11 protein-coding genes and 4 tRNA genes are annotated in these 12,888 nt (G+C 63.1%); 2 read left to right on the top strand and 13 right to left on the bottom strand.

Features of this window, described 5'->3' with window-relative positions:
- The first annotated feature begins 87 nt into the window (after nucleotides 1-87).
- A complete protein-coding gene (gene motA, locus F623_RS0104420; RefSeq protein WP_026278552.1) occupies nucleotides 88-939 on the top strand; it encodes a flagellar motor stator protein MotA in 852 nt (283 codons plus the stop codon).
- A gap of 19 nt (nucleotides 940-958) precedes the next feature.
- Nucleotides 959-1,942 carry a flagellar motor protein MotB gene (motB, locus tag F623_RS0104415; protein WP_018860516.1) on the top strand — a complete coding sequence of 328 codons (984 nt, stop codon included), beginning with the start codon at nucleotides 959-961 and terminating at the stop codon, nucleotides 1,940-1,942.
- A 164-nt stretch (nucleotides 1,943-2,106) separates the two neighbouring features.
- On the opposite strand, the gene F623_RS0104410 is transcribed toward motB, so the two are convergent.
- From F623_RS0104410 to ybgF, 13 genes are all read right to left on the bottom strand, one after another.
- Nucleotides 2,107-2,183, bottom strand: a tRNA-Asp gene (locus F623_RS0104410).
- A gap of 30 nt (nucleotides 2,184-2,213) precedes the next feature.
- Nucleotides 2,214-2,289, bottom strand: a tRNA-Val gene (locus tag F623_RS0104405).
- Nucleotides 2,290-2,300: 11 nt separating this feature from the next.
- The gene (locus F623_RS0104400) at nucleotides 2,301-2,573 is read right to left on the bottom strand and encodes an HU family DNA-binding protein (protein ID WP_012981989.1); all 273 of its coding nucleotides are present in this window, start codon (nucleotides 2,571-2,573) and stop codon (nucleotides 2,301-2,303) included.
- A gap of 251 nt (nucleotides 2,574-2,824) precedes the next feature.
- Nucleotides 2,825-5,290 carry an endopeptidase La gene (gene lon / locus F623_RS0104395; RefSeq protein ID WP_018860517.1) on the bottom strand — a complete coding sequence of 822 codons (2,466 nt, stop codon included), beginning with the start codon at nucleotides 5,288-5,290 and terminating at the stop codon, nucleotides 2,825-2,827.
- Nucleotides 5,291-5,392: 102 nt separating this feature from the next.
- Nucleotides 5,393-6,670, bottom strand: coding sequence for an ATP-dependent Clp protease ATP-binding subunit ClpX (clpX, locus tag F623_RS0104390; protein WP_018860518.1), 1,278 nt, complete (start codon nucleotides 6,668-6,670; stop codon nucleotides 5,393-5,395).
- A 117-nt stretch (nucleotides 6,671-6,787) separates the two neighbouring features.
- The gene (clpP, locus tag F623_RS0104385; RefSeq protein WP_018860519.1) at nucleotides 6,788-7,465 is read right to left on the bottom strand and encodes an ATP-dependent Clp endopeptidase proteolytic subunit ClpP; all 678 of its coding nucleotides are present in this window, start codon (nucleotides 7,463-7,465) and stop codon (nucleotides 6,788-6,790) included.
- Complete coding sequence (tig, locus tag F623_RS0104380; RefSeq protein WP_018860520.1) at nucleotides 7,462-8,769, bottom strand: trigger factor; 1,308 nt, start codon at nucleotides 8,767-8,769, stop codon at nucleotides 7,462-7,464. The genes clpP and tig overlap by 4 nt, the downstream gene beginning before the upstream one ends.
- Before the next feature lie 85 nt (nucleotides 8,770-8,854).
- Nucleotides 8,855-8,941: transfer RNA gene (locus tag F623_RS0104375), tRNA-Leu, on the bottom strand.
- A 116-nt stretch (nucleotides 8,942-9,057) separates the two neighbouring features.
- A tRNA-Lys gene (locus tag F623_RS0104370) sits at nucleotides 9,058-9,133 on the bottom strand.
- A 144-nt stretch (nucleotides 9,134-9,277) separates the two neighbouring features.
- On the bottom strand, nucleotides 9,278-10,549 hold the full coding sequence (locus F623_RS0104365; RefSeq protein ID WP_018860521.1) for a YeeE/YedE family protein: 1,272 nt from the start codon (nucleotides 10,547-10,549) through the stop codon (nucleotides 9,278-9,280).
- A 138-nt stretch (nucleotides 10,550-10,687) separates the two neighbouring features.
- The gene (gene queC / locus F623_RS0104360) at nucleotides 10,688-11,371 is read right to left on the bottom strand and encodes a 7-cyano-7-deazaguanine synthase QueC (protein ID WP_018860522.1); all 684 of its coding nucleotides are present in this window, start codon (nucleotides 11,369-11,371) and stop codon (nucleotides 10,688-10,690) included.
- A gap of 3 nt (nucleotides 11,372-11,374) precedes the next feature.
- On the bottom strand, nucleotides 11,375-12,073 hold the full coding sequence (queE, locus tag F623_RS0104355; RefSeq protein WP_018868004.1) for a 7-carboxy-7-deazaguanine synthase QueE: 699 nt from the start codon (nucleotides 12,071-12,073) through the stop codon (nucleotides 11,375-11,377).
- Nucleotides 12,070-12,837 carry a tol-pal system protein YbgF gene (gene ybgF / locus F623_RS0104350; protein ID WP_026278553.1) on the bottom strand — a complete coding sequence of 256 codons (768 nt, stop codon included), beginning with the start codon at nucleotides 12,835-12,837 and terminating at the stop codon, nucleotides 12,070-12,072. Before ybgF ends, queE begins: the two co-directional genes overlap by 4 nt.
- Between the last annotated feature and the right edge of the window lie 51 nt (nucleotides 12,838-12,888).

Raw genomic sequence — 12,888 nt, 5'->3', positions numbered from 1 at the left:
CGTTATCGTTATGGGCGTCACTATATCAATTGCGAAAGCGTGGCCGACGTCACTTTCGCCCTATCGACAAAATCGGGGTTCCCGTACGTGAAGTATTTTCTTGGCATCGTCGTCGTATTCTCGTCGGTCTTCGGTGGATACTATTTTCATGGCGGCGACCTTTGGGTCATGTGGCAGCCATACGAATACTGGATCATCGGGGGTGCGGCGCTGGGTGCATTCCTGATTGCCAACCCGCCCCGCGTCGTCATCACCGTCTTCAAGTCCATCCCCAGCCTGCTCAAGGGGAGCAAGTACAAGGCGGACGACTACCTCGACCTGCTCGCACTGATGTACAAGCTGTTCACCAAGGCCCGCAAGGAAGGGCTGATGGGGGTGGAGAACGACATTGAGGAGCCGGAAAACAGCGAGCTCTTCCAGGCCCATCCGCGGGTGATGGCCGACCACCACGCCATGGAGTTCATCACGGACTACATGCGCCTGATCATCTCCGGCAGCATGAACCCGCATGAGCTCGATGCCCTGATGGACCTGGATCTGGAAACCCACCACGAGGAATCCCACAAGCCAGCCCACGCCGTGCACCGCGTCGCGGATGCCCTGCCCGGCTTCGGGATCGTTGCCGCGGTGCTGGGGATCGTGATGACCATGGGCAAGCTCGACGGCTCCATCGAGGAGATCGGCTCGAGCGTGGCGGCCGCCCTGGTCGGCTCATTCCTCGGAATCCTGCTGGCCTACGGCTTTGCCGGCCCGACTTCGACGGCCCTCGAAGCCCGCGCACAGGAAGAAGCCAAGTTCCTGCAGTGCATCAAGGCCTGCATCCTGGCCAACGTCCAGGGCTACAGCCCGCAGGTTGCGGTCGAGTTCGGTCGCAAGACCATGGAAGGCGCCATGCGTCCGAGCTTTACCGAGCTCGAGGAGCACGTGAAGGGGGCCTGACCGCCTCCGGATCACCCCAATGGGCGTCGAGGACAAGACCCAGCCGATCATCGTCAAGAAGAAGGTGGTTCAGGCCGGCCACCATGGTGGCGCGTGGAAGATCGCGTTCGCCGACTTCACGCTCGCAATGATGGGCTTTTTCCTGGTGTTGTGGCTGCTCGTGGCCCTGGACGCCGAACAGCGCGCCGGCATCTCGGAATACTTCCAGAATCCTTCCGCGTTCAGGGGCGAGGCGCACTCGCCCGGTCAGGCCCCCGGAGACGGGACGGGCGTGGATCCGTCGCTGATCGACTTCGAGGGCATGCCCGAACTAATCCAGGACCCCGAGGCCATGGATGCACCGGCCGGGCTGGATGGAGAAACCCTGGACGAGCTTGCCGAGGCACGCGACCGGGAGGCCCTGGAAGCCCTGCAGGAGGCGCTGGAGGAGGCGCTGGAGCAGAGCCAGGCCCTGGAGCCCTACAAGGATCAACTGCTGCTCGATATCACCCCGGAGGGGCTGCGCATCCAGATCATCGATCGCGAAAATCGACCGATGTTCGACACGGCCAGCTCCACCCCCTTGGAGCACGCCGACGCGATCCTGCGCGAGCTGGCCAGCCTGATCAACAAGGTTCCCAACCGCATCTCGATCACCGGTCATACCGATGCCCGTCCGTTGCTCAGGGCAGACTATTCCAACTGGGAACTCTCGGCCGATCGCGCGAACGCGGCTCGACGCGCGCTGATCGCGGGCGGCGCAGAGCCTGATCAGGTGGCACGGGTCGTGGGCCTGGCCGACAGCGTCCCGTTCAACCGCGACGATCCGGAGGCGGCCATCAACCGGCGCATCTCGATCATCGTGCTCAACCAGGAGGCCGAGGAAGCCATGCGCCAGAGCCTCGAGAGTGAGGCCTATGCGCCTGAGGCCGATGCCTTCCCGAACGGCGAGAGCGACGACGAGCCCGACACAACGATCGACCCCCTGCCCCTGCCGCTGGATACCGATTCGGACGCTAGCTAAACACCCGAGGATCTGCCGCAGATGGCACGATGCCTCCGTCCGATCCCTCAGTCTGGACGCCAATCCCACCGCTTCTTACATGCGCCGGGGAGCCTCCGCGCTCGGATGGATTTCGACAACATACAGGCAAAGAAAAAGGCGCCCGAAGGCGCCTTTTTCAAGTATGGCGGAGCGGACGGGACTCGAACCCGCGACCCCCGGCGTGACAGGCCGGTATTCTAACCAACTGAACTACCGCTCCAGATTTCGGCATGCCGCCAGATCAGCTGCATGGTGGGTGCTGACGGGTTCGAACCGCCGACATTCGCCTTGTAAGGGCGACGCTCTACCAACTGAGCTAAGCACCCGATAAAGCGCGCTAGTTTACGCGATCCTTGAGCGCTTTACCAGCCTTGAACGAAGGCGTTTTGGAGGCGGCAATCTGGATGGACTGGCCGGTACGCGGGTTGCGACCGGTGCGGGCTTCGCGCTCGCGGACGAGGAAGGTGCCAAAGCCAACCAGGGAGACCTGGTCGCCCTTGGCCAGTGTATCGCCCACCACGGTCACCATGGCGTCCAGCATGCGGCCGGCCTGGGCCTTCGGGACATCGGCTTCTGCGGCGATCGCGTCGATCAGTTCGGATTTATTCATGAAGCGCTTCCTTATCTCAGTGGTGACTCAGGCTTGCGGCCCGATGAAGGCCAAGCTTACACCAGCGCGGGGAGGGTTCTCCATCCTGTCGCGGGCTTGCCCAGCCGGGAATCAAATAATGCGATTGGGGTTATAGCAAGGGCCTCGAAAAAGTGTCAAACGAGCGTTACACAGCCGTTAGCGGAACACCGTGCGCCAGGACGCAAAAAACCGCGACCCCCGGGCCGCGGTTATGATTGCAAATCCGCTACTTAGTGATGCCGAACACGGCGCCGACCTGATTCCTTGGACGGCTTCACGGCTTCCTCGACCTTGGTCGGCGCATCGCCACTTTTGCCCTCGGGCAAGTGGGTGAGAGCAACCTCGAGCACTTCGTCGATCCACCGCACCGGACGGATATCGAGCTTGTTCTTGATGTTCTTCGGAATGTCCACCAGGTCCTTTTCGTTCTCCTCGGGGATCAGAACCGTGCGGATGCCTCCACGATGGGCCGCCAGCAGCTTCTCTTTGAGGCCCCCAATCGGCAACACCTGGCCGCGCAGGGTAATCTCGCCGGTCATCGCCACATCTGCTCGTACCGGGATACCGGTCAGCGCCGAGACAATGGCCGTGCACATCGCGATACCGGCCGATGGGCCGTCCTTGGGAGTGGCACCCTCGGGCACATGGATATGCAGATCCTTGTTCTCGTGGAAATTCTCCTCGAGCCCCAGGGATTCGGCACGCGAGCGGACGACGGTCAGCGCGGCATGGATCGACTCCTGCATCACATCGCCGAGCTTGCCGGTCTGCTGCGTCTTGCCCTTGCCGGGCACCACCGTTGATTCGATCGTCAGCAGTTCGCCGCCGACCTCGGTCCACGCCAGGCCGGTCACCTGGCCGATCTGGTCGTTTTCCTCGGCCAGACCAAAGCGGAATCGCCGCACACCCAGGTATTTTTCCAGCGTCTTGGGCGTGACGGCCGTGGTGCGGGATGCGTCCTTGCCCTTCGCCAGCAGGCGCTGCTTGACCACCTTGCGGCAGATCTTGGCGATCTCGCGCTCCAGGGCGCGCACGCCCGCCTCGCGAGTGTAGTAGCGAACGATGTCGCGCACCGCGGCGTCGGAGATATTGATCTCGTCGGCCTTCAGGCCGTTGGTCTTGATCTGCTTCGGCACCAGATAGGTGTGCGCGATGTTCACCTTCTCGTCCTCGGTGTAGCCGGACAGGCGGATGACCTCCATGCGGTCCAGCAGCGGCCCCGGGATATTCATGGAATTGGCCGTGGCCACGAACATCACGTCAGACAGGTCGTAGTCGACTTCCAGATAGTGGTCGCTGAAGGTGTGGTTCTGCTCCGGGTCCAGCACCTCGAGCATCGCCGAGGCCGGATCACCGCGGAAATCCATCGCCATCTTGTCGATCTCGTCGAGCAGGAACAGCGGGTTGCGCACCCCGACCTTGGACAGGTTCTGGACAATTTTGCCCGGGAGCGAGCCGATGTAGGTCCGTCGGTGGCCACGGATCTCCGCCTCGTCACGCACGCCGCCCAGCGCCATGCGCGAGAACTTGCGGTTGGTCGCCCGCGCGATGGACTCTCCCAGTGAGGTCTTCCCAACCCCCGGAGGACCGACCAGGCACAGGATCGGGCCCTTGAGCTTGCGTACACGGGTCTGCACGGCGAGATACTCAAGGATGCGTTCCTTGACCTCTTCCAGGCCGTAGTGGTCCTCGTTGAGGATCTTCTCGGCACGCGAAAGGTCCTTGCTGACCCGGGTCTTCTTCTTCCACGGGACATTGACCAGCCAGTCGATGTAGCTACGCACGACGGTGGCCTCGGCCGACATCGGCGACATCATCTTCAGCTTGTTCAGCTCGGCGGTGGCCTTCTTCTTGGCCTCCGCCGGCATGCCGGCCTGCTCGATCTTTTCGGCCAGGTCTTCCTGCTCGTTCGGGGCATCCTCGAGATCACCCAGCTCCTTCTGAATGGCCTTCATCTGCTCATTCAGGTAGTACTCGCGCTGGGACTTCTCCATCTGCTGCTTCACGCGGCCGCGGATCTTCTTCTCGATCTGCAGCACGTCCATCTCGCCCTCGATCTTGGCGACCAAGTGCTCCAGGCGCGCGCGCACATTGGCGATCTCGAGGACCTGCTGCTTCTCCTCGAGCTTCAGCGACATGTGCGCGGCAATCGTGTCGGCCAGACGCGAGGTATCGTCGATCCCGGCCAGCGAGGTCAGGATCTCCGGCGGGACCTTCTTGTTCAGCTTGATGTATTGCTCGAACTGATTGAGTGCGGAGCGACCGAGGACTTCCAGTTCCTTCTCCTCGGTGTCGTATTCCTCCTCGATCATGCGGATATCGGCGGTGAAGTAGTCTTCTTCCTTCTCGGAATCGCCGGTCGTGGAGACGTCCATCACGCGCGCACGCTGGGCGCCCTCGACCAGCACCTTGATGGTACCGTCGGGCAGGCGCAGCAGCTGCAGGATATTGCCGAGAGTGCCGATCTCGTGCAGGTCATCAGCCTCCGGCTCGTCCACCTCCGCGCTCTTCTGCGCGACCAGGAGGACCTGTTTGTTCTGCGCCATCGCGGAATCCAGCGCGCGGATCGACTTCTCGCGACCCACGAACAGCGGGATGACCATGTGCGGGTATACCACGACATCGCGCAGCGGCAGCACCGCGACACGCTTGACGGGGGAGTCCACCTCGTTCTGGGAGGAGTGTTGGTCGGTCATGTGGCCCCCTCAGGGCTAAGCGAATGTACGGGATAAATGGGGTCGCCCTGACCGTTTTTCAAGCCGGGGCCATGCCAGCCCCCAGGACCCGACCGCGGAACCTCAGGAGTCCGCGGCGGCCTGCTTGGAGAACGAGGCGTTCTCGTAGATCAGGTAGGGCTCGGCGTCACCCCGGATTACGGCCTCGTCGATCACCACCTTGCTGACCCCCTCCATCGAGGGCAGCTCGTACATGGTGTCGAGGAGGATGTTCTCCATGATGGTACGCAGGCCACGCGCCCCGGTCTTGCGCTCCATCGCCTTGTGGGCGATCGCGGAGAGGGCGTCATCTCGGAACTCCAGTTCCACGCCTTCCATGTCGAACAGGCGGGCGTACTGCTTGACCAGGGCGTTCTTCGGCTGGGTCAGGATGGTGATCAGCGCGTCCTCGTCCAGCTCGTCCAGCGTCGCCTGCACGGGCAGGCGACCAACGAACTCGGGAATCAGGCCGTAGCGCACCAGGTCGTCGGCCTCCAGCTGTTTCAGCCACTGGCCACCGCTCTTGGTCTCGTCCTTGGAGCTGACCTCAGCGGAAAATCCGATACCACCCTTCTCCGCACGCTGCTGGATGATCTTCTCCAGACCGGAGAAGGCACCGCCGCAGATGAACAGGATATTGCGGGTGTCGACCTGTAGAAACTCCTGCTGCGGGTGCTTGCGACCGCCCTGCGGCGGCACGGAGGCCGTGGTGCCTTCGATCAGCTTCAGCAGGGCCTGCTGCACGCCCTCGCCCGAGACATCGCGGGTGATCGAGGGGTTGTCCGACTTGCGCGAGACCTTGTCGATTTCGTCGATGTAGACGATGCCGTTTTCGGCCTTCTCGACATCGTAGTCGCACTTTTGCAACAGCTTCTGGATGATGTTCTCGACGTCCTCCCCCACGTAACCGGCCTCGGTCAGCGTGGTGGCATCGGCGATGGTGAACGGGACGTTGAGCACCCGGGCCAGCGTCTCGGCCAGCAGCGTCTTGCCGGAGCCGGTCGGGCCGATCAGCATGATGTTGGACTTGGACAACTCGACGTCGTCCTTGCCGGCCCGGGCCTCAAGACGCTTGTAGTGGTTGTACACCGCCACCGAGAGGATCTTCTTCGCGGAGTTCTGTCCGATTACGTAGTCGTCCAGGATCTCGCGGATCTCGCGCGGCTTCGGTAACGAATCGCGCTCGGTATGCCCCGCCTCCTGCATCTCCTCGCGAATGATGTCGTTGCAAAGCTCGACACACTCGTCGCAGATGAAGACGGAGGGCCCCGCAATCAGCTTGCGCACCTCGTGCTGACTCTTTCCGCAGAAAGAGCAGTACAGAAGCTTGCCGTCGGCGGAGGGGGTCTTGTCGTCGCTCATCCGTATGCCTCGGTTGCGCTGTCAGGGTTTCTCAAAACATGCCCCGTTTGCAGGCGCGTTGCAAACGGACCGGGCGCGAGTCCGGTATATCCGGCTCGCGATCCGGACATGGCGCGATCAGGCCTTTTCCTTCTTGCTGGCGTCCTTGTCGCCTCCGGATGCTGGCGCACCGCGGCTGGAGAGGACGTTATCGACCAGACCGTAATCCTTCGCCTCAGCCGCGGTCATGAAGCGGTCACGATCGGTATCCTGCTCCACCTGCTCCACGGTCTGGCCGGTGTGATGGGCCAGCACGCGGTTGAGCTCCTCGCGGATCTTCAGGATCTCGCGGGCGTGGATGTCGATATCCGACGCCTGCCCCTGGAAGCCCCCCAGCGGCTGGTGGATCATGACGCGCGAGTGCGGCAGGCAGTAGCGCTTGCCCTGCGCGCCACCGGCCAGCAGGACCGCGCCCATGCTCGCGGCCTGCCCGACACACAGCGTACTCACCTCGGGCTTGATGAACTGCATGGTGTCGTAGATCGCCATGCCCGCCGTCACCGCCCCACCCGGGGAGTTGATGTACAGGCTGATCTCCTTGTCCGGGTTTTCCGACTCGAGGAACAGCAGCTGGGCCACGATTACGTTGGCCATGTAGTCCTCAACCGGACCCACACAGAAGATGACCCGGTCCTTCAACAACCGGGAGTAGATGTCATAGGCACGCTCGCCGCGGGCGGTCTGTTCGACCACCATCGGGACCAGATTCAGCCCCTGGGCATGCTGCGCCCCCTGACCGGCCATGTCGTGGCTCATTCGGTCGACTCCTTGTTCGGATTCATTACGTCCTGGAAGCTGGTCTTCTTCTCGGTGACCTTGGCCTGATCAACGATCCAGTCGACCACCTGGTCCTCGAGCACCAGTGATTCCAGGTTGCTCTTCGCCTGCGGGTTGGAGCGGTAGTACTGCTTGACCTCTTCCGGGTCCTCGTACGTGGCCGCCATGTCTTCCAGGTCGCGCTCGACCCGCTCCGCGTCCACCTCGAAGCCCTTCTGGTCGATGATGGCCCGCAGGGCCAGACCCAGGCGCACGCGGCGCTTGGCCTCTTCCTCGAACAGGCTGTCGGGGAGCGGCTGGGTCTGCTGGGCACCACCGAAGCGCTTCTCCGCCTCCTCGCGCAGGCGATTGACCTCGGACTTCACCAGGGCGTCCGGCAGGTCGAAGCCGTGGCGCTCGATAATCAGCTCCATGACCTGATTCTTGACCTTGCCCTTCAGCGCCTGGTTCAGCTCGCGCTCCATATTGGACCGCACGTCGGCACGAAGTTTCTCGACCGAACCGTCCTCGATGCCGAATTTCTTCGCGAACTCCTCGTCCACCTCGGGCAACTTGGGCCCCTCGACCTTCTTGATGGTCAGGGCGAACTGCGCGGTCTTGCCTTTCAGGTTCTCGGCCGGGTAGTCGTCCGGGAAGGTGACATCGATGGTCGGCTCCTCTCCGGTCTTCACGCCCTTGAGCTGCTTCTCGAAATCCTCGATCAGGCGGCCGGCACCCACTTCCACCTGGAAGTCTTCGGCCCTGCCACCCTCGAACTCTTCGCCATCAAGGCTGCCGACGAAGTCCAGCGTGATGCGATCACCCTTCTTGGCCTTGCGCTTGACCTCGGCCCATTCCTTGTTCTGCTCGCGCAGGGAATCGATCACACGATCGACGTCCTCCTCGCCAATTTCGGCCACCGGACGCTCGATCTCGGCATCGGAGAAGTCGGCCACCTCGACCTCGGGGAAGACCTGAAAGCTCGCGGTGAACTCGATCGGCTGGCCGTTCTCCACACTCTGCGGCTCAATACTCGGGTTCCCGGCCGGCTCCAGGCCCTCCTGCTGCACGGCCTCGCGGTAACTCTCCTGCAGGACTTCGCTCAGCACCTCCTGATAGACCCCGGCGCCATAACGCTGGCGCACAACCTTCAACGGGACCTTGCCCGGGCGAAAGCCATCAAGCCGAACGCGCTTGGCCAGCGATTTCAGGCGGTTGTCTACTTCGGTCTCGACACGTTCGGGGGGGACCTGGATGGTCATCTTGCGCTCCAGGTTGCCGGTGGCTTCAACGGAAACTTGCATGAAGGGCCTCGCAATGGTTCAAAAATCGGTCATCCCTGCCGACCGCAGCACTCGCCGGCTGCCTGCCTGGGCATACACGGGACATTGGTGCGAAAGGAGAGACTCGAACTCTCACGGGTTTCACCCCACTGGGACCTAAACCCAGCGCGTCTACCAGTTCCGCCACTTTCGCGTGCATGTTCAATGGTTCAATAAAGGCGCGCATTCTAGCCTGTTCGCGCCCCATAAACACAAAAAGCCCGCGAAGGCGGGCCCTTGTGCCGGCCGCGCTGCCGCGGCCGGGAATAATGGTGGGTCGTGTAGGATTCGAACCTACGACCAATTGGTTAAAAGCCAACTGCTCTACCAACTGAGCTAACGACCCATGTCTACGGCCCGCCTGGGAACCTTCACCGAAGGCGCCCGCCGGCCTGCTTGTCGCGCGGCGTACCCGGGACTGCCCGGGCCGCCGCGCCGCGTAGTTTACGGCCCACCGGGGAAAACGCAAGGCTCCCGCGGTGGTCGACAATCAGATCGCCTCGAGCTTGCGCATGCCACCCGGCAGCAGCTTCATGTCCACCAGGGCGGTGACCAGGGACTTGCCAAAGGTGGCCTCCTCTTCATAGACCATCTTGTAGTACTGGATCTTCATGGTCAGGGCAGAGCCAAACACGATGAAGGCGAAGGTGAAGAAGCCACCCAGGGCCAGCGTGGATACCCCCGTCACCGCCTGACCGATGGTGCAGCCCAGGGCCAGAATGCCACCGACACCCATCAAGATGCCGCCAATAAAGTGGTTGACGAAGTCGCGGAAGGACGAGAACCACTCGATGCGGAAGCTGCGCGAGACCAGGGCCCAGAAGAACGACCCGAGGACCACGCCGGCCAGCGCCATCACACCGAAGAACAGCAGGGTGCGATCAAAACCACCGAGGGTATACCCAAGGCTCTGGCCCATCGGATTCACGAACGTGAACGACTGGTTGGCCCACGGACCGGCCAGTGCCGGGCGCTCGCCATCATCGGCATCAGCGACGAAATCCCATTCCTGGATGTATTCCTGGGCGGTGTACATGCCGCCCATGCCATCGTCGATCTGGATGTTGCTGGTCAGCCACCAGGCACCGATCACCATCAGGCCCACCACGAGGCCGCCCAGGATGTTGTCGAAGCTCTTGCGGAAATCAGCGGCCTTGAAGATCAGGGCCAGCAGCAGCACACCGATCACCAGGCCCAACACCAGGCGAGCGCCCAGGGCGTTCTCGCCAGCGATGATGGAGCCGAGATCCTGGCCACCTTCCAGCTGGAAGGACACGACGTCCATCCAGCCGAACAGCAGCTGGAACAGGGTCTGGCCAGTACCAAAAACGGTCTCTCGACTGGTCAGCAGGTAGGCCATGATTCCGATCATGATCATGACCAGCACGGACTTGATGTTGCCGCCACCGACCCGGACCAGAGTCTTGTTACCACAACCAGACGCATAGGTCATGCCGATACCGAAGAGGAAACCGCCCAGCACGTGCCCGAGCCAGTTGAAGTTTTCACCGCGATACGGAGGGAAGGAGCCCTCGGCGCTCAGCACCCCGAAGAACTCGAGCAGCGCCACACCCAGCATGGCCGTAGCGATTGCCAGCAGCCAGGAGCGCATGCGTCCGGTGTCGCCCATGTTTACCCAGTCGGAGACCGCGCCCATGGTGCAGAAGTTGGTCTTGTTCGCGACCGCACCCAAGATGAAAGCGAGGACGAACGCCCCGCCCAGGTACATCATGGCCGCGGTTGAAAAGCTGGAGAATTCCATCAACGTATCCTCTCACTGATCGGTTTTCGGGCACGCCTGCACCCATGGGGTGCGCAGCATACATCGGACGCAAGACGAGATCGACCCCCTTTTCATTCCCGGCGCGGAGCCGTCTCCCGGGATCAGAGCCTCTCGCCGTCAGCGGCTCTGGTAGGGGGTGGGGTCGGGGACACCAGCCGCTGAGAAACCCTCCCGCCGGATACGGCAGCTGTCGCAACACCCGCAGGCGCGGCCCTCGGTGTCCGCCTGGTAGCAACTCACGGTCTGGGCATAATCCACACCCAGTCCCGCACCGGCACGGATGATCTCGGCCTTGCTCATGTGCATCAACGGTGCACGTACCTCCCAGCGTACGCCTTCGACTCCGGCTCGGGTAGCGACCTGAGCGAGATTCCGGAAAGCATCGATGAAGGCTGGACGACAATCCGGGTAGCCGGAATAATCCACCGCATTGGCACCCACATAGAGCAAGCGCCCATCCAGGGTCTCGGCAAGCCCCAGCGCCAATGACAGGAATACCGTATTGCGAGCAGGCACATAGGTCACGGGGATGCCCTCGCTCGCCTCGGTAGGTACGGCAATCCCGTCATCCGTGAGCGCCGAGCCGCCGATCGCGGTCAGATCGACGCGGACCACGCGGTGGTCATGCACGCCCTGGGAGGCGGCCACTCGGCGGGCCGCGTCCAGCTCGGTGCGATGCCGCTGTCCATAGTCGATGGACAGGGCATGGCAGTCGAGCCCGTCGGCCCGCGCCATTGCCAGGCAGGTCGCCGAATCCAACCCGCCCGAGAGCAGCACCACCGCCTTTTCCGGTTGCGACATCGACTAGCGCCCCGGCTGATCGCCCCACAGGAGTTTGTGGAGCTGAAGCTGAAACCGTACCGGCAGTCGTTCGGCCACGATCCAGTCGGCGAGCTCGCGCGGCGCAAGCTCGCCGTATACCGGCGAGAACAGGACCTCGACCCCGGGCGCGAGGTCCAGGCGCCCGAGTTCGGCGCGCGCCCAGTCGAAATCAGCCCGGTTGGCGAGCACGAACTTCAATTGATCGCCAGCCGCCAGGTGGGGAATATTGGCCTCCAAATTGCGTCCCTGCTCGCCTGAATCCGGCGCCTTCCAGTCCATGACGACCGAGACGCGCGCATCGAGCCCGCCGATGTCGAGTGCACCACTGGTCTCGAGGGACACCCGATAGCCCGCGGCGCACAGCTGCGCCAGGAGTATCCGGCAACCCGGCTGAGCCAGCGGCTCCCCGCCCGTGACACAGACATGCCGCACACCCGCCCGGGCGACCCACGCCAGAATCGAGTCCAGCGTATGCACCTCGCCCCCCTCGAAGGCGTAGACGCTGTCGCACCAGCGGCAACGCAGCGGGCACCCGGTCAGCCTCACAAATGCGGTTGGCCAGCCCGCATCCGCCGCCTCGCCCTGAAGCGAGACAAACATCTCGGTGATACGGACCCGGGGCGGGCTGCCCGACGTCTCCGCGGTTGGTGCGCGCACAGCGCGCACAGGGATCTCGGTCATTGCCCGTCGAGCCGACGCAAACGCTCGCGCGCCAGACGGTCGAGTGTCGTGCCGCCGAAATCGGCACGCACCGCCTCGAGCGCCTCGCGGGCCTCGTCTTCGTTGCCCAGCTCGTAATGCGAATAGCCGATCTTGAGCAGGGCATCCCCGGACTTGTCGCTCTCGGGATACTGTTCCCGAAGGCGCTCGAAGTCCTCCAGGGCGGCCTCGAAGTCGCCACTGGCGTATCTGGCCTCGGCCAGCCAGTACCAGGCATTGGCCGAATAGTCACTGTCGGGGTAATCCTCGATGAATCGCTCGAGGCTGCTCATCGCGGCGCTGTAATCACCCGCCATCAACTGGTCGAAGGCCTCCTGATAGGCCGCCTGTTCGTCTGCTTCAGGCAGGTCGAATTCCATGACCTCTTCCGCCGGGGCAGCCGCATCCGCCGGGGCAGCCTCGCCGGTCTCGAATGTAGCCACGCGCTCGTCCAGGTTGCGGAACTGGTCGCGCTGACGGGCATTCAGGCGGTCCAGCTCGTGACGCAGGGTTTCCACCTCGCCTCGCAACTCGCGCATTTCCCGGTTCATGGTCTCCGCGCCGCGCAGCAGTTCCTGCATCGCGCTGGAATCAAGCGTCCGTTCGATCCGCTCCAGGCGCCGGGAAAGATCGCGGATCTGCGACTGTGTCGCGAAGACGTCGTCCTGGGCCACTGCCTCGCTGACCAGCGGGCTCCACGAGCCCATCGCCAGGACGAGCAAACCCGCACCGACAGCCACACCCACTCGCGGAAACAGAAATGCCCCCGAAGGGGCACGCGGCACGCCCGAGGCCGA

The sequence above is a fragment of the Thioalkalivibrio sp. ALD1 genome (assembly GCF_000381245.1).
Taxonomy (GTDB): domain Bacteria; phylum Pseudomonadota; class Gammaproteobacteria; order Ectothiorhodospirales; family Ectothiorhodospiraceae; genus Thioalkalivibrio.
The sequence above is the reverse complement of the archived record's forward strand: the minus strand, read 5'-3'. Positions and strand labels throughout refer to the sequence as shown.

Excerpts from the sequence above, each read along its gene's own strand:
- F623_RS0104400 (WP_012981989.1), bottom strand. The coding sequence starts at position 2,573 with ATGAATAAATCCGAACTGATCGACGCGATCGCCGCAGAAGCCGATGTC.
- lon (WP_018860517.1), bottom strand. The coding sequence starts at position 5,290 with ATGACCGACCAACACTCCTCCCAGAACGAGGTGGACTCCCCCGTCAAG.
- tig (WP_018860520.1), bottom strand. The coding sequence starts at position 8,769 with ATGCAAGTTTCCGTTGAAGCCACCGGCAACCTGGAGCGCAAGATGACC.
- clpX (WP_018860518.1), bottom strand. The coding sequence starts at position 6,670 with ATGAGCGACGACAAGACCCCCTCCGCCGACGGCAAGCTTCTGTACTGC.
- clpP (WP_018860519.1), bottom strand. The coding sequence starts at position 7,465 with ATGAGCCACGACATGGCCGGTCAGGGGGCGCAGCATGCCCAGGGGCTG.
- queE (WP_018868004.1), bottom strand. The coding sequence starts at position 12,073 with ATGACCGAGATCCCTGTGCGCGCTGTGCGCGCACCAACCGCGGAGACG.
- F623_RS0104365 (WP_018860521.1), bottom strand. The coding sequence starts at position 10,549 with ATGGAATTCTCCAGCTTTTCAACCGCGGCCATGATGTACCTGGGCGGG.
- motB (WP_018860516.1), top strand. The coding sequence starts at position 959 with ATGGGCGTCGAGGACAAGACCCAGCCGATCATCGTCAAGAAGAAGGTG.
- queC (WP_018860522.1), bottom strand. The coding sequence starts at position 11,371 with ATGTCGCAACCGGAAAAGGCGGTGGTGCTGCTCTCGGGCGGGTTGGAT.